This is a genomic window from Sulfolobales archaeon, assembly GCA_038897115.1.
Classification (GTDB): Archaea; Thermoproteota; Thermoprotei_A; order Sulfolobales; family AG1; genus AG1.
In genome coordinates this window covers 1-20,600 of record JAWAXC010000037.1, presented here as the reverse complement: position 1 = coordinate 20,600, position 20,600 = coordinate 1, and the positions used below count along the sequence as shown (strand labels likewise).

At 44.7% G+C, this 20,600-nt stretch carries 36 protein-coding genes; 29 read left to right on the top strand and 7 right to left on the bottom strand.

Annotation, left to right across the window (positions count from 1 at the left end; genetic code table 11):
- Together QXE01_06360 and QXE01_06355 are read left to right on the top strand one after the other, a co-directional pair.
- A partial coding sequence (locus QXE01_06360; protein MEM4970858.1) for an FAD-linked oxidase C-terminal domain-containing protein occupies nucleotides 1-702 on the top strand: 702 nt, incomplete at its 5' end.
- On the top strand, nucleotides 680-1,006 hold the full coding sequence (locus QXE01_06355) for a (Fe-S)-binding protein (protein ID MEM4970857.1): 327 nt from the start codon (nucleotides 680-682) through the stop codon (nucleotides 1,004-1,006). The genes QXE01_06360 and QXE01_06355, both read left to right, overlap by 23 nt.
- Nucleotides 1,007-1,013: 7 nt before the next feature.
- Here QXE01_06355 and QXE01_06350 read toward each other — a convergent pair whose 3' ends face one another.
- Nucleotides 1,014-1,433 (bottom strand): hypothetical protein, encoded by a 420-nt coding sequence (locus QXE01_06350; GenBank protein MEM4970856.1) that lies wholly within the window; start codon nucleotides 1,431-1,433, stop codon nucleotides 1,014-1,016.
- Between the two features lie 318 nt (nucleotides 1,434-1,751).
- Here QXE01_06350 and QXE01_06345 point away from each other — a divergent pair, with 318 nt between their 5' ends.
- Nucleotides 1,752-2,765, top strand: a complete 1,014-nt coding sequence (locus QXE01_06345) for an ATP-binding protein (protein ID MEM4970855.1) — start codon at nucleotides 1,752-1,754, stop codon at nucleotides 2,763-2,765.
- A gap of 362 nt (nucleotides 2,766-3,127) precedes the next feature.
- Here QXE01_06345 and QXE01_06340 read toward each other — a convergent pair whose 3' ends face one another.
- A complete protein-coding gene (locus QXE01_06340; GenBank protein MEM4970854.1) occupies nucleotides 3,128-4,141 on the bottom strand; it encodes an ATP-binding protein in 1,014 nt (337 codons plus the stop codon).
- Between the two features lie 149 nt (nucleotides 4,142-4,290).
- Between QXE01_06340 and QXE01_06335 the strand changes: the two genes are divergently transcribed.
- Both QXE01_06335 and QXE01_06330 read left to right on the top strand, forming a co-directional pair.
- Nucleotides 4,291-4,674, top strand: coding sequence for a HEPN domain-containing protein (locus QXE01_06335; protein ID MEM4970853.1), 384 nt, complete (start codon nucleotides 4,291-4,293; stop codon nucleotides 4,672-4,674).
- Nucleotides 4,664-5,050 (top strand): nucleotidyltransferase domain-containing protein, encoded by a 387-nt coding sequence (locus tag QXE01_06330; GenBank protein MEM4970852.1) that lies wholly within the window; start codon nucleotides 4,664-4,666, stop codon nucleotides 5,048-5,050. Before QXE01_06335 ends, QXE01_06330 begins: the two co-directional genes overlap by 11 nt.
- A 564-nt stretch (nucleotides 5,051-5,614) precedes the next feature.
- Here QXE01_06330 and QXE01_06325 read toward each other — a convergent pair.
- The 3 genes from QXE01_06325 to QXE01_06315 all read right to left on the bottom strand — a co-directional run bounded on the left by QXE01_06325 (nucleotide 5,615) and on the right by QXE01_06315 (nucleotide 6,952).
- The gene (locus QXE01_06325; protein MEM4970851.1) at nucleotides 5,615-6,070 is read right to left on the bottom strand and encodes a type II toxin-antitoxin system VapC family toxin; all 456 of its coding nucleotides are present in this window, start codon (nucleotides 6,068-6,070) and stop codon (nucleotides 5,615-5,617) included.
- Entirely contained in the window at nucleotides 6,042-6,314 is a 273-nt protein-coding gene (locus tag QXE01_06320; protein MEM4970850.1) for a ribbon-helix-helix protein, CopG family, read from the bottom strand. Before QXE01_06320 ends, QXE01_06325 begins: the two co-directional genes overlap by 29 nt.
- Nucleotides 6,315-6,808: 494 nt before the next feature.
- Nucleotides 6,809-6,952: a hypothetical protein gene (locus QXE01_06315; GenBank protein ID MEM4970849.1), complete on the bottom strand. Its 144-nt coding sequence runs from the start codon at nucleotides 6,950-6,952 to the stop codon at nucleotides 6,809-6,811.
- 971 nt (nucleotides 6,953-7,923) lie between these two features.
- On the opposite strand from QXE01_06315, the gene QXE01_06310 reads away from it, so the two are divergent.
- The 17 genes from QXE01_06310 to QXE01_06230 all read left to right on the top strand — a co-directional run bounded on the left by QXE01_06310 (nucleotide 7,924) and on the right by QXE01_06230 (nucleotide 15,790).
- Nucleotides 7,924-8,337 (top strand): HEPN domain-containing protein, encoded by a 414-nt coding sequence (locus QXE01_06310; protein MEM4970848.1) that lies wholly within the window; start codon nucleotides 7,924-7,926, stop codon nucleotides 8,335-8,337.
- The gene (locus QXE01_06305) at nucleotides 8,307-8,711 is read left to right on the top strand and encodes a nucleotidyltransferase domain-containing protein (GenBank protein ID MEM4970847.1); all 405 of its coding nucleotides are present in this window, start codon (nucleotides 8,307-8,309) and stop codon (nucleotides 8,709-8,711) included. The genes QXE01_06310 and QXE01_06305 overlap by 31 nt, the downstream gene beginning before the upstream one ends.
- 283 nt (nucleotides 8,712-8,994) lie before the next feature.
- Entirely contained in the window at nucleotides 8,995-9,435 is a 441-nt protein-coding gene (locus QXE01_06300) for a HEPN domain-containing protein (protein ID MEM4970846.1), read from the top strand.
- The gene (locus QXE01_06295; protein ID MEM4970845.1) at nucleotides 9,422-9,760 is read left to right on the top strand and encodes a nucleotidyltransferase domain-containing protein; all 339 of its coding nucleotides are present in this window, start codon (nucleotides 9,422-9,424) and stop codon (nucleotides 9,758-9,760) included. Before QXE01_06300 ends, QXE01_06295 begins: the two co-directional genes overlap by 14 nt.
- A 382-nt stretch (nucleotides 9,761-10,142) precedes the next feature.
- Entirely contained in the window at nucleotides 10,143-10,322 is a 180-nt protein-coding gene (locus tag QXE01_06290; protein ID MEM4970844.1) for a HEPN domain-containing protein, read from the top strand.
- 31 nt (nucleotides 10,323-10,353) lie between these two features.
- Complete coding sequence (locus tag QXE01_06285; protein MEM4970843.1) at nucleotides 10,354-10,569, top strand: HEPN domain-containing protein; 216 nt, start codon at nucleotides 10,354-10,356, stop codon at nucleotides 10,567-10,569.
- Between the two features lie 4 nt (nucleotides 10,570-10,573).
- Nucleotides 10,574-10,918 (top strand): nucleotidyltransferase domain-containing protein, encoded by a 345-nt coding sequence (locus tag QXE01_06280; protein MEM4970842.1) that lies wholly within the window; start codon nucleotides 10,574-10,576, stop codon nucleotides 10,916-10,918.
- 168 nt (nucleotides 10,919-11,086) lie between these two features.
- Nucleotides 11,087-11,515 (top strand): hypothetical protein, encoded by a 429-nt coding sequence (locus tag QXE01_06275; protein ID MEM4970841.1) that lies wholly within the window; start codon nucleotides 11,087-11,089, stop codon nucleotides 11,513-11,515.
- A 12-nt stretch (nucleotides 11,516-11,527) separates the two neighbouring features.
- Nucleotides 11,528-11,932 carry a PaREP1 family protein gene (locus tag QXE01_06270; protein ID MEM4970840.1) on the top strand — a complete coding sequence of 135 codons (405 nt, stop codon included), beginning with the start codon at nucleotides 11,528-11,530 and terminating at the stop codon, nucleotides 11,930-11,932.
- Between the two features lie 407 nt (nucleotides 11,933-12,339).
- Nucleotides 12,340-12,540, top strand: coding sequence for a PaREP1 family protein (locus QXE01_06265; protein MEM4970839.1), 201 nt, complete (start codon nucleotides 12,340-12,342; stop codon nucleotides 12,538-12,540).
- 77 nt (nucleotides 12,541-12,617) lie between these two features.
- Nucleotides 12,618-12,935, top strand: coding sequence for a hypothetical protein (locus tag QXE01_06260; GenBank protein MEM4970838.1), 318 nt, complete (start codon nucleotides 12,618-12,620; stop codon nucleotides 12,933-12,935).
- Nucleotides 12,928-13,125, top strand: coding sequence for a hypothetical protein (locus QXE01_06255; GenBank protein ID MEM4970837.1), 198 nt, complete (start codon nucleotides 12,928-12,930; stop codon nucleotides 13,123-13,125). Before QXE01_06260 ends, QXE01_06255 begins: the two co-directional genes overlap by 8 nt.
- 126 nt (nucleotides 13,126-13,251) lie before the next feature.
- Nucleotides 13,252-13,680, top strand: a complete 429-nt coding sequence (locus QXE01_06250) for a hypothetical protein (protein MEM4970836.1) — start codon at nucleotides 13,252-13,254, stop codon at nucleotides 13,678-13,680.
- Nucleotides 13,681-13,875: 195 nt separating this feature from the next.
- Nucleotides 13,876-14,913 (top strand): ATP-binding protein, encoded by a 1,038-nt coding sequence (locus QXE01_06245; protein ID MEM4970835.1) that lies wholly within the window; start codon nucleotides 13,876-13,878, stop codon nucleotides 14,911-14,913.
- A 34-nt stretch (nucleotides 14,914-14,947) separates the two neighbouring features.
- A complete protein-coding gene (locus QXE01_06240) occupies nucleotides 14,948-15,082 on the top strand; it encodes a hypothetical protein (GenBank protein ID MEM4970834.1) in 135 nt (44 codons plus the stop codon).
- Nucleotides 15,079-15,414 carry a DUF86 domain-containing protein gene (locus tag QXE01_06235; protein MEM4970833.1) on the top strand — a complete coding sequence of 112 codons (336 nt, stop codon included), beginning with the start codon at nucleotides 15,079-15,081 and terminating at the stop codon, nucleotides 15,412-15,414. Before QXE01_06240 ends, QXE01_06235 begins: the two co-directional genes overlap by 4 nt.
- Nucleotides 15,401-15,790 carry a nucleotidyltransferase domain-containing protein gene (locus QXE01_06230; protein ID MEM4970832.1) on the top strand — a complete coding sequence of 130 codons (390 nt, stop codon included), beginning with the start codon at nucleotides 15,401-15,403 and terminating at the stop codon, nucleotides 15,788-15,790. The genes QXE01_06235 and QXE01_06230 overlap by 14 nt, the downstream gene beginning before the upstream one ends.
- A 475-nt stretch (nucleotides 15,791-16,265) precedes the next feature.
- On the opposite strand, the gene QXE01_06225 is transcribed toward QXE01_06230, so the two are convergent.
- Entirely contained in the window at nucleotides 16,266-16,460 is a 195-nt protein-coding gene (locus QXE01_06225) for a nucleotidyltransferase domain-containing protein (protein ID MEM4970831.1), read from the bottom strand.
- Nucleotides 16,453-16,689 (bottom strand): hypothetical protein, encoded by a 237-nt coding sequence (locus QXE01_06220; GenBank protein ID MEM4970830.1) that lies wholly within the window; start codon nucleotides 16,687-16,689, stop codon nucleotides 16,453-16,455. Before QXE01_06220 ends, QXE01_06225 begins: the two co-directional genes overlap by 8 nt.
- Between QXE01_06220 and QXE01_06215 the strand changes: the two genes are divergently transcribed.
- The 7 genes from QXE01_06215 (at nucleotide 16,683) to QXE01_06185 (ending at nucleotide 20,379) form a co-directional block, all read left to right on the top strand.
- Nucleotides 16,683-17,432 (top strand): DUF86 domain-containing protein, encoded by a 750-nt coding sequence (locus tag QXE01_06215; GenBank protein MEM4970829.1) that lies wholly within the window; start codon nucleotides 16,683-16,685, stop codon nucleotides 17,430-17,432. The genes QXE01_06220 and QXE01_06215 overlap by 7 nt on opposite strands.
- On the top strand, nucleotides 17,419-18,432 hold the full coding sequence (locus QXE01_06210; protein ID MEM4970828.1) for an ATP-binding protein: 1,014 nt from the start codon (nucleotides 17,419-17,421) through the stop codon (nucleotides 18,430-18,432). Before QXE01_06215 ends, QXE01_06210 begins: the two co-directional genes overlap by 14 nt.
- Nucleotides 18,433-18,539: 107 nt before the next feature.
- Nucleotides 18,540-18,956, top strand: coding sequence for a glycosyltransferase (locus QXE01_06205; GenBank protein MEM4970827.1), 417 nt, complete (start codon nucleotides 18,540-18,542; stop codon nucleotides 18,954-18,956).
- Nucleotides 18,957-19,114: 158 nt separating this feature from the next.
- Nucleotides 19,115-19,276: a hypothetical protein gene (locus tag QXE01_06200; GenBank protein ID MEM4970826.1), complete on the top strand. Its 162-nt coding sequence runs from the start codon at nucleotides 19,115-19,117 to the stop codon at nucleotides 19,274-19,276.
- A gap of 343 nt (nucleotides 19,277-19,619) precedes the next feature.
- Nucleotides 19,620-19,856: a hypothetical protein gene (locus tag QXE01_06195; protein ID MEM4970825.1), complete on the top strand. Its 237-nt coding sequence runs from the start codon at nucleotides 19,620-19,622 to the stop codon at nucleotides 19,854-19,856.
- On the top strand, nucleotides 19,856-20,221 hold the full coding sequence (locus tag QXE01_06190) for a hypothetical protein (GenBank protein MEM4970824.1): 366 nt from the start codon (nucleotides 19,856-19,858) through the stop codon (nucleotides 20,219-20,221). Before QXE01_06195 ends, QXE01_06190 begins: the two co-directional genes overlap by 1 nt.
- 29 nt (nucleotides 20,222-20,250) lie before the next feature.
- Nucleotides 20,251-20,379 carry a hypothetical protein gene (locus QXE01_06185; GenBank protein MEM4970823.1) on the top strand — a complete coding sequence of 43 codons (129 nt, stop codon included), beginning with the start codon at nucleotides 20,251-20,253 and terminating at the stop codon, nucleotides 20,377-20,379.
- The last annotated feature ends 221 nt before the right edge of the window (nucleotides 20,380-20,600 follow it).

The following is a 20,600-nucleotide window of genomic DNA, read 5'->3' as shown; positions in this document are numbered from 1 at the left end:
AAAGTTAGAAGGGGTAGGGTTCCTCTTGTGGCTGAGTATATGGAGGATAGGGTTGCTGAGAAGGTGATAAGAAATACTGGTATTAATATACCTGTTGGCCATACAATCATAGTGGATCTAGAGGCAGATTCCAGGGATGAGGCTGAGAGGCTCATCAATATGCTGAGGGACTTTGCTAGGAGCAGCGGCTCTATATATATAGCAACTGCTATGAGTGGTGAGGAGGGGTTTGAGGAGATATATAGATTCAGGAGATCTATGTTCCCATCTTATGTTAGGCTGAAGAAGCGTAAGCATGTAATAGCTGAGGACACAGCTGTGCCTATATCCAAGATCCCGGAGTTCATCTCTAGGATCAGGGAGATCGAGAGGAGATATGGTAGGGAGATCGAGTTGGGGGGTCATCTGGGAGATGGAAATCTACATCCACATATAGAGGGTGATCTAGAGGATCCCAGCGATAGATCTGTTGTGATGAGCATAGCAAAGGATATAGTTGTTGAAGCCCTCAAGCTAGGGGGCACATCAAGCTCAGAGCATGGGATAGGATCTATGAAGCTAGAGCTGCTACTAATAGAACTTAGGAATAGAAACTCAGAGCACACGCTAGAGCTGATGGCTGGGATTAAAAGGGTCTTCGACCCTAAATGGATCTTGAATCCCGGTAGGGTGATCCCATATGAGGCAAGGGGTAAGATATGATCCTATTGCTAAGGCTAGGGAGGAGTTCAGCAAATGTGTTTTCTGCGGCTTCTGCGAATCATCATGCCCAACCCTAGCAGAGACGGGTGAGAGGGGGTATGGGCCTAGGGGTAGGGTGAGGGTTGTTGGTCTACTCCTAAACGGCATATACTCGGAGAAGACGGCTGAATACCTCTACACATGTCTCCTATGCTACGCATGTGTACCCCCATGCCCAACGGGTGTTGATATACCAGGTATTGTGGAGGCTGGAAGAGCTATCCTGGTGAGGATCTCTCAGGGTATGAGGATCAGATCCATTTAGATTACATCTAGCTTGAAGCCCTAACTATATTCACATATGGACAATCCCTCCAATATAGCGAGCACAGCCTAGCCTCATACTTTGTGAGAGGCCTTTTAAGCACGTTGCAGAGGGCTACATAACCCCCGCTAACACTCTCAACCCTATAGTGGGGACACTCAGAGGATATAGGCTCTCTCAGCATATGTATAGGACCATAGATCCTGGATGCGATGGAGTTCCTAGTAATAACCCTGACACCCCCTCTACCACTATTATTACCCTGGTTCAGAGGCTTATCTGCACCTGATACCGTTTCAACATAGAACGAGCACCCCTTATAAACCTCGGGAGCACCGCCACATCTATATGCAGCTACAACAGAATCACTAGGCTCGCCCAGCTTAGGCGAGTGACAAGCACCAGCCCTATAAAATGGACAGGGCAATCGAACCCCAACATCTATCCATATAAAGAAAGATATTCACAAGGAGCATCTTTACACCCCATACATAATCAACCCCGTATTACATCTGTAAGCCTCGCCCCCAGGACAGGTAAGAGGTCAAGATGCCCTATTAAGGCTCAAGAATATCTATCGCATTTCCTGCTTATATCAAGAGGAACTTAATAGTATCACCTCACTAAAAAGAGAATAGCAGACATTGTTTGAGAACCCACCTCTAAAAGAGATCCACAATTGGATATAGAGATATATAGTTAACCAAATCCACTATATTAGGAGGCTTAGGGTGAAGCTATCTATATGAAAAGGGTGAGGCTGAGATTTGTAGACAACATAGAGGTTGATTTTGTGGATAGAGAGCTAGGTTTGAAGAGGGTTGAGGAGTGGGCTGAGAGAGGAACTAGATTCGTCCAAGTAGTATATGGCCCGGAGGGATGTGGGAAGACGGCTTGGCTTAAGCAGAGTGCTGAGTTATTAAGGGAGCTTGGTTTTGATGTTATATATGTTGATCCTCTTCGTAGGGATTTTATAGCTTATACCGATTTGAAGGAGATTATCAAGGATCTTGCTGAGGCGGCATCGGATATCATTGGTAGGGCTGAGGTTAGGCTTGCAACACTAGCAATAGACCTTGTTAAATACGCCTTGAAAAGGGGTAGGAAGAGGATAGCTGTTTTGGTAGATGATGCATTCCAAGCCATTGGATTAGACAAAGCAGCCATCTATGTAAAGGGGTTACTGGGATTAATAGAATATCCACCAGCCGACTACGAGAGAATAGTAACGGTTGTAACAACAAGCGAAGGCGTCTCTAGAAGGGAGATCGGTAGGCATAGATGGGCCGAGATGAGGCCTATGTGGAATATGGGTAGGGAGGGGCTTCTAAAGCTATATGACTCGATTCTTGGTGAGAAACCTCCTTTTGAAGATCTCTGGAGGTTAAGTGGTGGAAATCCAGCTATGCTTGCAAGGCTGTATAAATATAGGTGGAGCTATATAAAGCTAGTTAGTGATCTCGTTATAGATAAGAGGCTCACAGCAAGCTTTTTAGAGCGGTGGAGAAGCTGGCTGGAGAGAGCGGTTGAAGATCCAGATGCTCTATGGAGCTCTAACACACCTGAAGAGCTTGTGAAAGAGCTAGTAGAAAGAAACCTGATAATGTATTTCCTACCTGAAAGGGATCCATGGTTCTGGATAGATCAGCCACCCCCACAACGAGATCCAGAGCTAGGCATAGGAAGATATATAGCATGGCAAACCCCACTACATAGAGAAGCTGTTAGAACCGCTCTACAAGCGTTTTCCCTCTCATGATGTTTCCAGTCATTTCTCTATAGTTTTGTTTCTTTGATCAGGGTTAACCCTTGGTATAGGTTCACCAGCTTCACCCACACTCCATGGGTCTCTATCAAGCACAACGCCATATCCCCCCTATCTGTGGATAAGTTTAGCATCGTTTGTCATGGCTGTAAAGCTCCTCTATGGAATTACCATGTTTTAAACCCATTAATTAAAGCTTTATATGGTTATCCCTGCTAATTCTCAGAATCTCTTGGATCCTATTCCTTCTAATTATAACCATACCATACTAAGGGGTCTTGTACCTCTCTCACTCCATATATATTATGTTGGTATGGATCTATCTTTGCTTATTAGCCAAAACTTAGATGGATATATCAGCTGCGGATCTCTAGAGCCTTTCTAATAGCTTCTCTATGTAGCGGTGTCTGCCATGCAACGTGCTTCCCTATCCCTATCTCGGGATCTTTATCAGGGGGTGGATCATCAACCCATAATGTGGATTTTCTGCTGTATAGAGAATCCACTAGAAGGTTGAGCTCAACAAGCCTCCTCAGAAGACTAATACCCTCTCTGCTCATTAGAACATCGGGATCCTCGATCGCGTCTGATAGCAAAGCCTTCTCAACATCTTCTAGTGATGCTATAAACTCTTCTACCCCCCTCATCCTAATGATCTTCTCTATTATCTCTCCAACATCCCATCCCGCCTTATAGAGATTTGCCAGCATCTTTGGATTCCCACCTGTGATTCTCCAGATCTCTTCGAAGCCGGGTTTATCACCAGGTATTTGATCATATAGCTTTTTAAAACCCTCCCTAGGCATGTTCCACATAGGGAGAATATCAGCCCATCTATGCCTACCAATCTCCCTCTTAGAAATACCCTCGCTAGTTGCAACGACTGTGACGATCCTCTCATAGCTTCTAGGAGGATACTCAATTAAACCTAACAAACCCTTAACATATATCGCAGCCTTATCCAACCCTATTGCTTGGAAAACATCATCTACCACAACCGCTAGCTTCTTCCTCCCAGCTTTGATCATCTCTCTGGCAACATCTATAACGGCCCATGCAACCCTACCCCAGGTATCCTCGGTAGCGCCCCTGAGTATCTCGAGTAATCTGGTCTCAACATCTTTAACCCTGATCTCTGTGTGGAGTTCTCTTTCAATAGGATTTATATAGATTATGTCAAAATCTAGTTCTTTTAATAGCTCTATACTTTGTTTAAGCCATGCTGTTTTCCCACATCCCTCCGGGCCATATACTACTTGGACATTCACCATACCCTTCTCAGCCCACTCCTCAACCCTCTTCAAAGCCTGCTCCCTATCTACGAAATCAACCTCTATATCGTCTGCAAATCTCAGCTTTATCCTTCTCATCTAACTGGTATCCTCCTATAGATTTTAGGTGGTTATTATAGCTTTATATCCCTATTGGTTATAGCTGGAAAGGATATATAGATAGGGATGCTCCGATAAGCGGGTTTGAAATTTGAGATAACACAACTGTTTTTAGATAGGGCTCTCCCATGGTTTCCCGCTATAGGGATTGGCTTAGACAGGCTGAGAGGAACTTCGCCTCGGCTATTGTGAATAAGAGGGAGGGTTTATATGAGGAGTCATGCTACGAGTCCCACCAGGCGGCTGAGAAAGCTCTTAAGGCTTTGCTGAACTTCTATAATAAAGAGCGTAGGGGGCACTCCCTCCTCTACCTGATCCGCGAGCTCGGGATGGATATTCCCGGTGATGTTAGGGAGTGTGTTTTATTCCTCGATAAGCAATATATCCCAACAAGATATCCAAATGCATATGATGAGGGCGCCCCCCTAGACTATTATACCGTGGGGGATGCGGAGGAGTGTATAAGATGTGCTGAGAGAGTACTAAACTGGGTGAAGAGCCTTGTGCGATAGCCTATCACATCTCATCGAGAGATATAGAGGTGTTGGTGCGAGGCTCGTAATACTATTCGGGTCAAGGGCTCGGGGAGACTATACAGAGTATAGCGATTACGATGTACTAGTTGTAGGCGATAATATACCGAGAGATCCGAGGGAGGCATATGCAATGCTCATAGACCCTAGCAACCCCAATGTACAGCCAGTGGGGATGAATACAGAGGTTTTCCTCAAAAAGCTTAGAGAGGGAAATACATTTATACTCGAAGCGCTAGAGGACGGGAGAATCCTATATGCTGATGAAGCCCTTCTAAACAATGTTATGCAGGAGTTTAAGAGGATCCGCTCGAAATACCAGAGAATAGGTAGAACATGGGTGAAGATCGAATAGCAATCAGCTCCATAGAATCATGACATAGCCAAACCATCTCGGAGCACCTTGTATACAGCCTAAAAGTCTCTAAGAGCTACCTACCTACTTCGTACACCAGTAGTAAGAACTTATACTTATAAGGGGTCTAGCCCATATCCTCGAAGGTCTTATACCCTGCGGAACCAAAGATCTTGGAATGTATTATCAAGAACCTTGACAATCCCAACTATGCAGGGTAGGGGTCTCAACCAGAAACACCGATTTCGAGGGGATCCCTAGAGAGGTTGATCACATAGCCCTTAGGTATATCTATAAGCCTTCCAAGAGAAGCAGTATTAGAGATCAGCTATAGGGTTGAAGGCATCTGCGATATAGCGGTTGTTAGAACTATAACATGATATCTGGGCATTTGACTCAGTAGAATATTCCTACATCGTTTCCCACGAATATGCATTTGAATATTTTGACCTAAAGCTTCATCAGATCCCCAGTTCTATGTATTCGAATATATATCACGCAATTCTCTTTCAACTGAAAGCCTCATCCATTTAGAGCAGTAATGGGGGTTGGATTAGTTTATGATTAGCCTAGGTAGATGCTGTTTAGCTTCTCAGTAGATGCTATCTCGCTCAGCTTTTTATCACTTGTTAGGAAATAGGTGGCACCTATGTATTTAGCAGATGCTATTTGCAGAGCATCGGCTTCGTAGATATGGTGTTTCTCCAGTAGCCTCCAGCTTTCCCTCAGAACGCTGATTCTCAGAGGTACTATTATTGCGAGTCCTAGCCTAGCTAATCTCCTCGTCTCCAGCAGGAATCTCCTTCTAGCAGTACTATATGCTTTAGAATCTAGTCTACCGATACTCACAGCCCTATCTAGAGCCCCTAGCACCTCCCCTATATTCCATAAGCTATAGGAGAGGATCGTCTCACCTGAATATGCTTTTAGATAGAGCTCCTTTACTCTATCACTTCCAGGCTCTCTAATATATCTCTTCACTATAGCACTGCTATCTAGATATGCGATCGGTTCTCTCATCCCTCATAACCCTGATCAATCCACTTACAAGCCCCTCCTTCGGCTCCACAGGCTCGAAATCCACCTCGTAGTCACTATGTCCAGCAAGCTCTAGTAGCTCATTATCCAGCGCCTCCTCAACAATACCCTCTCTAATCAGATCCTCTAGGAACCTGCTAACCCCCATATTCCTTCTCGAAGCATACTCCCTAAGCCTTTCCCACAGATCTTTATCAATATAGATGCTAGTCTTAACCCTAACCACGTAAATCCCAATACAGAATATACCTATGTCAGTATAAAAGATATCTCGCCACCAGCTATAGATATAAACTTCACCACCTAGCCGAACCCCACTCCCGAGAGGGATCTATCGATCATATAATATCTACCTTTACATCCAAAAACCTCGCACTTCATGCCAAGGGATTGATTATGCCTAGAGGTGGATAGATATAGGGGTTCTAGTTTCATGGGGCTTTGATCCCTTCACATTATCGCCTCTATCAACAAAAATAAATCACCGTGAAACCCAAAACAGCAGCCATAGGCAGAAAACGGGATCCTTGCCTCGGATAAAAGACAAGAGGTGTTAGCTGGGTCGCTAGACATAGCGGTTCAAATAGTAGAGTGGATAAGCTGTGGGAATATGCTAGAACCTAGTTATATATATACTGTGTATGAGCTTAGAAAGACTCAGCTCTGAGACGTAGAGGTAGAGCTAGTATATCCTTTCAATTCAATCTTTCAATTCTACTTTCAATTCCATAGTAGATCACCATGGTCTCTCGCATGGTTTAGCCCTAGGCCGGGTCTCCGGCCCATTACCCTTATCCCCTCCCGGGGACTCGGGGATATTGTTGCTAGCCCCCATCTATGATCATCCGGGGGCCTGGTTGCCATGCTTAACCGCATCATCTAGTTATAGTACCAGCATCAAAGCTTAAAGCATATCGCCATCCCCGCCCTAAAGAGGTGAGGCTTTCAGTTGTAGAATCCCCAAGTTTTGTTTAGGAAACCTCACAAGCAATATATCTTATGATATATAAATTAGGAATATACTTTAATTCCGGAGGTTTTGAGCTTTTAGTAAATTTACTAAGAGCTTCTTGTTTAAGAAGCTTCCTAAACAAGCTCTAATAAAGATCCTATCGTGGCCTACAATGGTAGAGCTTATCCAAAGAGCTTATCCAAGTTTCTTCTAGTCTTAGGACTAGGTTTATGGTTTGTTTAGGAAATTTCCTAAACAAAAAGCAAACAAGCCTCTAAACCACAGCTACGGGGTCGCTTAGCCTTAGTGCTAACGTTTTTTGTTAGATGATCACCTAGCGTGGTGTTGTTTTAAACTATCTTAGGCAATAGAGTCTCTGCCTCTTCTGTGAGATCCACACCCAGCTTCTCCTTATGAACCCGGCCCTCGATAGCCTCGATAGTGCCTTTGCAACTGCTATCTCTGGGTGTTGGGATTTTGTGAGGTTATTCTTTAGAGCATAGGTGAGTATCTCCTCATATGGAACTCTATGAGCAGTTGCGAGGGGGGAGGAAGAGCTCTATGAAGCCTCCCACTCGCCCGAGGGAGAGTGGCTCCCGAAGGGCGGGTGGGAAGGCTAGACAGGGGGTGATGAGGCAGAGGGCTTGATATCTTTTGATACCAAGCCCAATGAAACCAGAACACCTATGAAGTTATATCCAAGGGTTTTATTGTGATTGAGAGATAGGGTGGAGAGAGTGGAGTTCGAGGCTAGGGTGTTGAAGGAGTATCTGGATTTAAAGCCTAGGCTGGAGAGATACTATAGGGAGATCCTTTCGAAATAGCCCTATGGTTCGAGGTTGAGATATTGGGATCTATTCTCAGCAGATCCCGGTGATCAGATGTGGAGAGGTTTGAGGAGGCTAGAAGGTGGTTTGCGCAGGCGTTGAGGGATTTAAAGGCTGCTAGAGACAGCCTAGAGGATGGCAACTACGAGTGGAGCTGCTTCCAATCACAGCAAGCTGCTGAGAAAGCTGTTAAAGCCCTTCTCTACGCATATGGCAGGAGCTCTCGTGGGCATTCGGTTGTAGAGCTCTTAGCAATAGCTAGAGAGGTTGGGAGTTTAAATGAAGATCTTTTTATATATGCGAGAGAACTAGATAGGCATTATATACCTTCGAGATATCCAAATGCTTTTGAAAGCGGCTATCCAGGCATGTACTATGATGAGGCAACAGCTAGGAGGGCTCTGGAGGCTGCTGAGAAGATCATGAGGTGGGTGGAGAAATGGCTGAAGAGCCTTGGCGTAGAGATGTAGAGAAGCTTCTCAACGAGCTGATGAGGAGAGGATTTAGAGTAGAGGCTGCCATGCTCTTTGGCTCGTGGGCTAGGAGTGGTGGTGGGGATTGGAGTGATCTAGATATTCTAGTGCTAACAGATGATGTGAGGGGTATCCCTATACTAGAGAGGTTCAGACTTGCAGCGGAATTTCGGATCTATAGAATCGATCTCTTCCTATATACCTTTGACGAGCTAAAAAACATGGTCCTCAGAGGAAACCCTCTAGCACTCTCCGCCCTGATAGAGGGGATACCCATAATAGCTAGTCAGAGGGTGGAAGAGCTTATACAAGAAGCTAAGAAGAAATATGTTAGAAAGGGGGGAACCTGGATTAGACAAGGCTTGCTTTAGAGGTTAATATATATGGCATAGCTAATATAAGATCATCTACTCAATAGACCTAACACACATCATAAAACCCCAGCCCTAGAACCCAACAAGGATCATCCAATGGGGATCGGGTAAGATGAAGAGGATCTGTGTGGAGAGCGGGGAAAACATCTGGCTTGTGGATTGGATGGCTATATGAGGAGTCTAGCCTTCTATAGGGGTTATAAGTTAGATTGTTGCTAGGGATATGGTCTTTAAATATATGTGGGTTTAAAATATTGTGGAGATCGCTTGGAGCAATAGCTTGGTTTGGTTGATTGGTTTGAGTGGTGAGAGGGTTGAGCTTTTGAAGAGAAGATCTAGGGTGTTTCTCGGTGTTGGTAGGGAGCTTTTGGAGAGGGGTGTGTTGGATCTCGCGGCTTTTAATATTCAGCAGTCATGCCAGCTTAGGGTTAAGGCGTCTATGCTTAGACTCCTAGGTGATTTCCCAAGAATATTTAGTGTTAGGGAGCTCCTAGGCATATTGGCTGCTAGGTTGGATGAGATGGGCTTTAGCGGTGTTGCCATGTCTCTAAGGGATTTCGCTAGGAGGTATAGGGATTCGCTGGCAGATATAGATGCTATCTATACAATGGCTAGATATGGCTTCTTCACATACACAGCAAAAGATGTTGAGGAGATGCTTAGAATATGTGGGGAGCTCGATAGAGTTCTAGAGGAGGTTGAGAGGGATGTTCTGGGCTAGATACCATATAAACTATCTCAGAATGTGGAGAGAAGCTGTTAAGAAGATAGCAGAGGCTGCGAGGGATATCGAGCCCAGCGCAGAGGTCTATGTCTTCGGAGGAGCCGCTGAAGATAGGCTCACAGTTCTCAGCGATATAGACGTCGCAATAGTCTTGGAAAAACCCCCAGCTCCTGAGAAGCTGGTTGAGATAAGGAGAAAGATATATTCGAGGGCTGTGGATATCTATGGACTCCCATGGGATTACCCGGTAGAGATACATGTGATGGGTAGGGAGGAGTTTATGCAGATTGAGAGGAGGGGTAAGACGCTGAGAATAAAGTAGCATTGAGACATCGGTTCTCTAGGGTAGGAGGAAGATCGATTGGATAGGTTGATCAGCATAATCTATAATCATAGCAACACTCCCAAGGGTTTTGGGAGGGCTGTCTTAGACAGTTCTGAGAAGATCTAGGGTGTATTTTCTAGCTATTAAGACATATGCTCTTGGAAATGAGAGGGTAGGTGGAGATCTTCAGACAAGCTTCTATGCCAAGATATTGTTATGAAGGCCTTGTTATGAGAGAGTATTTAGAGGATATTATAGGGTGTTAAGGAGTTAATGGGGGTTATGCACAATAATTGAGGAGGAGATAAACTTAGTTATTCATGGAGTGCGTGGTGCAACATGCTCTACCTCGATAGGCTCTTAGAGAGGTGTGTCATCTGTGAGTGGTGAGTATGCTATATTGTTAAGGAGGAGAGCATTATCAATGCTTAGGCTGGCTGAGAGGCTTGTAGGTGAAGCTGAGTATGATCTAGCTGTTCTTAATGCCGAATACGCCGCTCAGCTATACGTTAGGAGCTTCCTCCTCAGGCTAGCTGGCGAGGAGTGGAGGGGGTCATAGCGTTCGAGCCCTGCTAGGGCTTCTAGCCTATATGCTGGAGGATAGAGGGCTTCGCGCCCAGGCTGAGAGGGTGATGGATTTCGTTAGGTGGAATAGGAGGATATTAGCAGAGCTCGAGGATGCACATACTCGAGCTGTTTATGGGTCTTTCCAGTACTCCAGGGATCAGGCCCAGGCTCTGCTAGAAGCTGCGAGAAAGGTTGTGGAGGTTGTGGAGGGTCTAGAGAAGGAGATTTTCGGAGGTTAGGGTGATGAGGCTTAGCAGGATCATTCTAGACGATCTAGCTCGGTGGCGGGAGCTAGCAGCAATAGTTGCTAGAGCCGCGAAGATGGTGGAGCCAGGTGCAGAGGTCTACGTTGTGGGTGGAGCTGCTGAGAACCGTCTCACGATTCTAAGCGATATAGATGTGGTGATAGCTCTCCCAGAAGAACCAGATCACGATAGGATCATAGATCTTGAGGCTAAGATCTTCGAGAAAGCTGAGGAGCTAGGACTCCCGCTCCACGCCCCAGTAGAACTACATATAGTAGGGCCACGAAGCCTCCAAAAATTCCTAGAGAAGAGCAAGGTAGTGAGAATAGATGTCGAAGGTTAAGGAAGCGAGCATGCTTCCTAATACATGTATTCCAGCTATCTAAATTGAAAACACTGTGAGAGAGGAAACGTGAGAGTGAAGCGGGAAATGGTTTCTTGATAAAAGTGCATAGAAGGTAAAAAGAGTTAAGAGCTTAGGAAAGCATCTCTTCTTAGGAGAGGGTTAGGAGTGCCCTTAATAGTCTCCTCGATACTTAGGAGAGGGATTTCCCCAAGGACTGGCGTTTCCCCCTGCTATCTATCTGTAGATAGGAGGTACCTTAGCTCACAATATGCGTTGAGATCGCTCTCTGCTGACTACTGGATCTATGGCTCTATACTCGAGGTGTCCAGGATCCATAGGCCCTTATCTGATACAGAGAAGAAGGTTATAGAGGAGCATGTGATTGGGAGGAATGTTAAGTTCTACCTCACACCTGGTTTCCTCATACCCTATGATAGCCTATACTTTGAGGAGGCTTCATGGTCTATTCTGAGAGATGCTGCTATATTTCCAGATGAGTATATGGTAAAGGTTAAGCTCTTCAAAGTAGAGATTAGGGGAGATGGAGAGGATAGAGTGGTAGAGCTATATCCACACAGAGACGTTGAAGCATAAGGGGTTCAACCAGTGACAGATCTATATAGCGAAGAGCTTCTAGAAGAGGTTAGGCGTAGAATGGGTATCGTTGAGATCTACTTTAAGAACTACCAAGAATATCTAGATAGAAGAGAATTTGAAAAAGCATCTGAAATGCTATGGGGTATACTGAATAATCTAGCATCTATGCTGAGCATGCTCTACGGAGGAGAGCCAATTAGAAAACACGATGAATTAAGGATGTTCATGAACGTTCTAGCACAGAGAATACGTGAGCCGGAGATCCTTAGGCTATATAGATCATGCGAGAAGCTCCATGCCAACTTCTTCCACAGCTTCATGGATGAAATAGACTTCGAGGAGTGCAGGATCGATGCTGAGAAGCTGATAGACATACTGCAGAAGCTGGTATATAGAGAGCTGGGGAATATATAGCATCGATCTTCTAGGTTTCTCCAGAGCTTCAAAACACTTGGAACAGACTGTTAGGATGGTTAATATAAGAGATATACTACGATGCCCTCAGAATAGTGTTGGGTCTCAATTGCGGTTCATTGTTTTCTATATTTCTGCTTGCCCTCATACCCCCAATATTCTCTCCACGCCGCCTACGGGAGCATATCTCCCCTCGGGGACGTGTAGATCTTCATCGAAGCCTTTCCTCTTCTTTGTATTGCTCATCGAGCTCATAGTACCGCTCTCTAATTAAACAACTAGCTATAAAGCGTATGATCTTTGGATTGTGGGGGTTTGATAAACATATGGCATTGTATATCTGATAGCACTAAGGGCTAAACGCGGTTAATATCAACAACCATATACCTATATGAAACCGAAAACAGCTGTATAGTGCTGCGACTGATCTAAGTAAGAAGCTTGGAGAGGAGGGGATAAGGTATGCGTGGACAGCTGCCTGTGATATACATATATTGGGTTTTCACGAAGCAAAGTATAGGATTGGGGATGTTGAAACACTACTACCACTAGCAGAGTGGCTGCTCAACTACACGAAGAAAATTCTGGGAGAATCTGGGAAAGGATAGGTCGGAACAGTGCATATCTAGAAGTCACCGCACGACAGTTAAGGTTTAGGAGTAATAGCTTATGGAGAGGCAGTGTTTTGTCTATAAGAATACCAGATAGAGTACTTAAATACATAATGTCGAAACATCGAGATCTCACAGTCATGCTTAGTATGAGGAGTGTAGATGAGCTTAGACAGCTAATCAAGAGAATCCTAGAATCTCTCGATGAAGTTTATAGCGATGCGTATGGTGTGAAGTACCTCTTAAAGAAAATAGATGAGCACTGGGTGAATGTTGTCGTTGCTGAAGATGCGTTGAAGACAGCATATATAATAGGTGTGAAAACATATAGAAGGCTGAGAGGAGGTGGCAATAGCATCTCTATTAGAACTAGATATGAAGTGGATGATTGAGAGGATGGAGGAGCTATCCAAAACCAGCCTACCCAGGAGAGTGATCGAAGAATCGCTAATACCTGAAGAGGGGATCCTACACATAAGATTCAGAGAACCAGAAGAGGGAGAACCTATTCACTTACTAATACACCTATATAGGGATAAGAGGGCGGGAGAGATAACGGCGGTAGAAGTTAATAGATCTTAGTAAGTTATTAGAAATTGTGAGAAGCTAAGTAAGCATGAAGCTAGAATCATTTCAAGACAGTATCCAGCTAGGCACATACGATAATACTTTTAAGGCTTATTATTTAACATTGATAGGTGTGTTTTTGTGCTTGCCTCCAGCCTAGCCGCTTCAATGGTTATTAAAATTGGTAGGGATGTTCTTGAAAGGGTTCTACCGGGTATAGTTGATCTATTGGCTCCCAGTAGGATTGATTTAAAGGTTGTTGAGTATTATTTTAGGAAGGCGGCTAGGCTGGGGGCTCTCAGATATCTAGATCCATTAGAGAGATCCCTTTTAATAGCCCTTAGGATATGGCTTTCTAAGGGCTATAAGCTGAGATCGATGGCCTTGATAGATATTGCTAGAAGAATTATTGCTAGGATAGAGCTTCAGAGCCTTAGGGGGAGGGCTATAGCTATTGGGGCATTGATAGCCCTTAAAAGGGGTATCCTGGAATTGTTGAGAAGGGTTGAGGAGCTATTAGTTCTAGGGCTACAGTTTATAAACATGCCAACACCATATAGAACACTATAGAAGCGGAAAATCTATATATAGAATCATTTGACAAGGTCTGGGTAGGGCGGAATAGCTTATTAGGATCGTTTGGGGAATTTTATAGATAGTTAGGGGCAATTGTTGGAGAAGTTGCTGAAGCCTACCGAAGATACTTAGAAATATATATCGAGCCCTTAAATTAGCTCATAATACTAGCTATAAGTGATAGATAGGATGAAAAGGGTTATACTCAGATTTGCAGAGAATCTTGAGATAGAGTTCACAGATCGTGATCAGGGAATTAAGCATATCCGTAAACTTGCTGAGAGAGGTACTAGATTTCCATTAGTTGTCTATGGACCTGAGGGTTGCGGTAAGACGGCCTTATTTAGGCAGGCTGCTTCGATGCTCAGCGAATACGGATACCACGTAATATATCTGAACCCGTTGGAAGAACTTCACAGGGCTTTCTGGGTTTCCCCATCGCTAAAGGATGTTCTACATGAGGTAATCGAATCCCTACCCAAGCCCCTGCCAAATATCGCTAGACTCGCTCTAACCTTAGCAAGTGTAGTCATGGAGAGATTCCGTGGAGCCAAAATCGCTCTTCTACTAGACGATGTTTTTCAGGCTATTGGTCTCGATCAGGCCGAGCTATATGTTAAGTCTCTACTAAACATTATCGAGTATCCGTTAACACCGTATGAAAGAATGGTTATACTCGTATCTAGTAGTGAGGGTGTTACACGTGAGAAAATTGGTAGACATCGGTGGGCCGACATAGCCATAATGTGGAACATGTCTAGAGAAGGACTTAGAGAACTATATGAGAAGCTACCAGGCGAGAAACCCGATTTCGAAGATGTTTGGAGGTGGACCGGTGGAAATCCGTGGATGCTAGCAAAACTCTACGAAGCGCGGTGGCATGTGAACGCCGCGGTAAACGATATCATTAGATATCGAGAGCTAAGGCTATTCATAAAGTCTCTAGGGGAGGGTAGGAGGAAGATCTTGGAGGAGATCGTTCAAGATCCCGATACTCTCTTTGAGAAGTTGTCACAGCCAGAAGTTCGAGAGCTTGAAAGGAAACTCATAGAGTTGAACCTGATTTCCCACGTATGGGATCGAGACCCCACATCATGGATCGATGTCCCACCTCCCGAGAAGGATTCTGAGCTTGGTATTGGAAGGAGAGTGGCTTGGCAAACGCCATTGCATAGGGAAGCGGTTAGGAAAGCACTTGAGGAATTCAATGAGCAGAGTCTTGGTTAACAGCCGTTGGAGATCCGTAGATAAGGGAAAGTGTATGGAGGTGGAAGGGGAGGGTGTCTATATAGGTTTGAGCGGGGTTAATAGAGGCTATGTGGATAAGCTTGTGGCAGATATTAAATCGGCTATAAATGATGTTCTAAGCTATTCTTCTAAACCCTACGAGGGCTGAGCGATGCTGAGAGGTACGCTATTAGATACAACATAATAGTGTTGGTAGAGGCTCTGATAGCACTAGCTCTTCACATAGCTAGAAGAGCATTTGGTAAAGAGCCTGAAACGCCTATCCACGCTCTAAGGATATTGAGAGATGAGGGTCTATTAACATCTGATGAATGTGATGAACTTGCGAAGCTCTTGAGGCTAAGGAATCTCCTGGTGCATAGGTACTGGGTCATAGATGATAGGAGGGTGTATGACAGTATTAAGGAGAATGAGAATTTCAAGCCTGTGCACAGCCTTATCGAAAGGTTAAAGAGATTTCTAGCCAATGCACAGGTTTAGATACTATAGACTGGGTTCGGAGGAGAAGAGCAGGGTTATAGAGAAGCTGAGAGATACTCTAGTTGATAAAGGGGTCAAACTAGCAATCCTCTTCGGCAGCTTCATCGAAGCCGATAGCTTCAGAGATATAGATATCGCCGTGTATCTAGAGGATTTCGAAAACCTGGATAGAATTCTAAAGCTAGGCGTAAAACTCGAGGAAGCACTTAACCTCCCCATAGATATAGTGCCGCTACAGGCTCTCTCGCCAAGATTTAGGCTCTGGGTACTGACTAAAGGTATGGTTCTAGTTGAGGAACCCGGCCTCTACGAAGCTATGCTATCCCAAACTATAGACGAACTAATACTCATGAACATGGATGCTAGTAAACGTTGAACGGGTTAAAACATTGAGAGGATATCTAGGCCTGAGACTATATCTAGAGAGATGCTACAGCAAAATCTTTTTGAACAAGCAGCTGAGCCTAGATGTTGGATCATACATAAATCTATTTTATTAGGATAGATTTGTAAGGGGCTTAGAGTGGTATACATCAGCAAGCTTACATTGAGAAACTTTCGAGGAGTTATTAAAGGCAACGTAGAACTAGCCCCTGTCACAATACTTGTGGGACCTAACAACAGTGGGAAGACAACGGTTTTAGAAGCTATTGCCCTGGCCCATGGCTTTAGACCAGTCTTTGGAGGGGTGTTTCTACACGACATTCTCTCCAGCATTCATACAACGTATCAAAGCAGTGGCCTCGACCACTTAGTATACAACTACGGAGCACACATGCCTAGAACATTCGTATCCTTCCACATTTCCACCGGCGAGACTAAAACCATTCTTATAGACGTTGAAAGAACTGTTATGAACTTCTACTTAGTTGAAAAGGAGATAGATCCTTGCTCTCTACGAGAACAGCTATATCGATATCGCTAGCAGGCGTCTCCCTACCCATAGCATAGCTACCGAATAGATATGCCAACCTAACCTCGCTAAACCTACTCACAACCTCTCTAAGCATATCAACAACTCGGCGATTCGCAGCAGCCTCAGCCACTGTCCTCTCCCAGAATTTCAGCAGTTATATCGAGGTACTCCTCACTAGAAACTTGAGACACCCACTCAGCAACTTTTGAGGTTATACCACTGTTCACGATGTCCGCCCAGGCAGAGTAGAGGAATTCCTGGAATCCACGCACGGGTTCAGGCCTAATTACTACCACGTCGGCTAGAACCTTTAGCGGATTAAACCCCCCTCCACCAGTAAACCTATGTACTTTTGCCATATGAGTGCCTATTTGTCGAATCTCCTCTCTGTCAAGAGATAGGAGTTGCTCGGAGGGTTATACCTTACCTTACTGCCGAGATTTCCAAGGCTCTCAAAATAGCTGAGGAGAAGATCTCGATCCTAGACCTCGAAGACGCTGCTCCTAGCCTAAGACTTAGAGTACTGAGGCATGGGGTGAGGCTCCTGGATAGAGGAGGCTATGAGGAGGTGCTTAAGAAGGGGCTGGAGCACGAGGTTGTGGAGGTTATGGAGTGTGAGAGAGCAAGCTTCTACGCGTGGCTCGATAGAGATGGCGTGGATGAAGCACTGATCATGAGGATTCTCACAAAGCTACGAGAAGATGTAGAGGATCTCAGAGAGCTCCGCGAAAAGGGCTTTGAAGGGGTAATGTGGGACAAGTACTTGAGGAAGGCTCTGGAGAGAACAATACAGACAGCGATAGAGGGTATGATCGATCTCTTAAGACACATAGTGTCTAGCCTAGGCCTCGGAGTAGCAGAGTACTACAAGGACTACGTCGAGATATGTAGAGATAGAGGTGTGATAAGCGGGGAGGTGGTTGATAAGCTATTAGAGTTAATGCCAATGAGACACGCACTAGTGCACAGATATAGAGAGATCAATTACGAAAAGCTATGGATACAAGCAGAGATGATTATAGATGTTGCGTCAAGACTGGAAAAAGAAGTTAGAGACTATCTAGCACGCAGAGTAGAGAGGGCAAGCTATGGAGAGGGTTAAGCTTAGGTTTGCCGATCTAGAGATCGAGTTTGTTGATCGTGAACATGCTCTTAAGCGTGTTGAGGAGTGGGCAGAGAAAGGCGTTATAGATGTAAAGGTTGTCTTTGGTCCAGAAGGTTGTGGGAAAACAGCGTGGCTTAAGCAAGCCGCTGAGCTATTGAGAGAGCTTGGCTTCGATGTCATCTACATTGATCCTCTCAGAAGAGACTTCCTTGCGTACACAGACCTAAAGGACTTCGTTAAGAGGTTAGTTGAAGCTGCTTCAGAGGCTCTCGGCATAGCCCAGCTTAAGCTGGCTACACTAGCCATGGATTTCGGTGGCTATGCTCTTAGGGCAGGTAAAAGGAGTATCGCTATATTGGTAGACGATGTTTTCCAGGCTATAGGCTTGGATAAGGCTGCGATGTATGTAAAGGGGTTGTTGAATCTCATTGAGCATCCTCCGAGAAGCTATGAGAGAATCGTCGTTATTGCAACGACAAGTGAGGGTATTTCAAGAAGGGAGATTGGTAGGCATAGGTGGGCTGAGCTACTACCAATGTGGAACATGCCCAAGGAGGGCTTTAAACAGCTATACGAGAAGATTCCTGGAGACAGGCCTTGCTTCGAATATGTCTGGAAGGCGACAGGTGGAAATCCTAAGCTATTAGCTGAGCTCTATGAGCGTGAATGGAGCGTTGATGCCATGGTCAATAGGATCGCTAGAGAGAAGCAGCTCAGAACATTTGTATCTTCCCTAAGCAACAGCGAAAAAGAGATACTTCGAAGAGCAATAGACGACCCAGACGCGCTTATGAGTAGAGAGGGTTTAGAGTTGCTACACAAACTCGTCGAGCTAAATCTGGTGATTCATGAAATGTACGATAGAGACCCCCAAGCCTGGATAGACCTTCCACCACCAGAGAAAGACCTCGATCTCGGTATTGGTAGGTACGTGGCTTGGCAAACACCTCTGCATAGAGAAGCTGTTAGAAAAGCACTTGAAGAACTCAGAAGATGATATTGCTGACATCCTTCAACAACAGAGTTGAGCTCTATAGCCACGCTACTCATTAAGAACACTTCTACCAACTACAGCATATGTCGGTAGCTGAACTCCTAGCAATTATGTTGGGGGCCATACACTTCGGCATACCCCTGATCTATTATTGGTACCTAAAGACAAGGTGGTTGAATAAATCGTGGAGCATCGAGATAGACTATAGCTATATGCCTAAGGCATCGATTATAGTGCCTACATACAACGAGGCTCGGTTTATCGAGGCCAAGCTAGATAACATTTACGAGCAGGACTATCCAAGGGATAGACTCGAAATAATCGTAGTCGACTCCGCGAGCAACGACGGGACTCCGGAGAAGGTTTTAGAGTGGAGCAAGAGTCATCCAGACGTCAAGGTGGTTCTTCTAAGAGAATCTGTTAGGAGGGGTAAGGCTTTTGCGTTGAACGAGGTTTTGAAGAGGATTTCGAGCGAAATCGTGTTGTTACCGATGCTGACTCTAGGTGGATCTACAGAGATACTCTGAGGAAAGTTGTCAGGTATTTCAGCGATCCCGGGGTAGGAGCGGTTTCCTGCATCAAGTTCCCCGAGGATAGAACAAATTGCTGAATATCATAGATACAGACCCCAAGTTAATTTGCAGGAACACATTGTAAAGAGTAAATAAAAGGATTGATGTTTTAATTGGGTATGGACATCATCGACGACATCTACGAGGTTGTTGTGGAGGTTGTTGAAGTTAGTGATAAGCATGTTGTTAATTACAAGTCAGGTGACAAGTTTAGAATAAAGAGTTTCTACATAGATCCTAAGGAATGCAATACAAAATTTGTATACGTGCTTTAACCGCTATGATGAGCTTATTATCGCCTTTCATTCACGGTGTTTCAGCAAAGCTCCTAGGTATAGGCGAGAAAGATAATGGAGCCTTCCAAGGGGTTCTCCAATAGATATATATTGTTGGCCTCGCTCTCTATACCCCCGATATTCATTATAATCACGCATCTACCGAGTGTTAACCCCTCTCTAGCCCCTATGAGTGTTGATACATATTTCTATGCTAGGTTCTTCCACGATGCTGATGCTAGTGGTCTTTGGAGTGCTTTGAGAACCAACTATCCCGAGAGGCCAATATACCTTTATATTAATATATTATTTCTATACGCTCGTCAGAGACCCCGTTATCCTCATGGATATAATCCACCCAATAGCCTCTATAGAGATGCTCGTGCTAGCAACATACTATACAGCCTCGAAGCTATATGGGAGGGGCTGGGCTGGCTGGATAGCCCTTCTAACCTCTGCGGGGCATAGCAGCCTTGGATTCATAGCAGGGGGGTACCAGACTAACAGCATAGCCCTCTCACTAGGGATCCTACTACTCTCTCTGAGCCGGGGCCTCTCTCATTCGTATTGCTACTTCTAATGGCCATGATCCATCCTTGGACATATGCTCTATACGCGGCATTCTGGGTGATAGGATCTATATTCCGTGGAAGGGCTAGAGAGATCTTTCTCAAAATACTACTCTCACTATCCTCGGCAACAATACCACTAGCCATAGGAGAGATAGTCGATAGAAGCCTCTCAGGCGGAAGCGTATTGAACCCAGTGCTTCAGACACTCAACATAGCTTTGAAAGGGCTCCCAGGTAAGTGGAGTATTGAGAACATACCCTCGAGTATCATGAGCATCTACTATGGATACACACTATATGCCTGGTCCTCGATATACATAGCACCAATAATAGCTATGACGCTATACTCAGCCTTAAAAGGGACACACCCCTAGAGCTAGCATCACAGCCAGCCCTAAGAGACATGTATAGACTTAATAAATGGGCACCCATAGCAATAACCCTCACAACAATCTCATGGAGCCTAACAACCCTAGCAGGCCTAACACCCCTCACAGGAATGCCCTGGGAGGCGATAATAAAGATAAGATAGATAAAACCACAGCTAGATATTATGGTTGTTAGCCCGAGGATATCATAAGGGGTTTTATTAGAAGCATTAAAATAATGATGAGACGCTCTATGATCAAATGGCATTTGAAGACCTCTAAATAGTTAGGTATAAGCAGATAAGATCTGATGTCTTATATTTAATTACATCTGAGGTGGTAGCAGGTGCCCAGTTGGGTTATTGATTATTGGCTCTGCATCTCT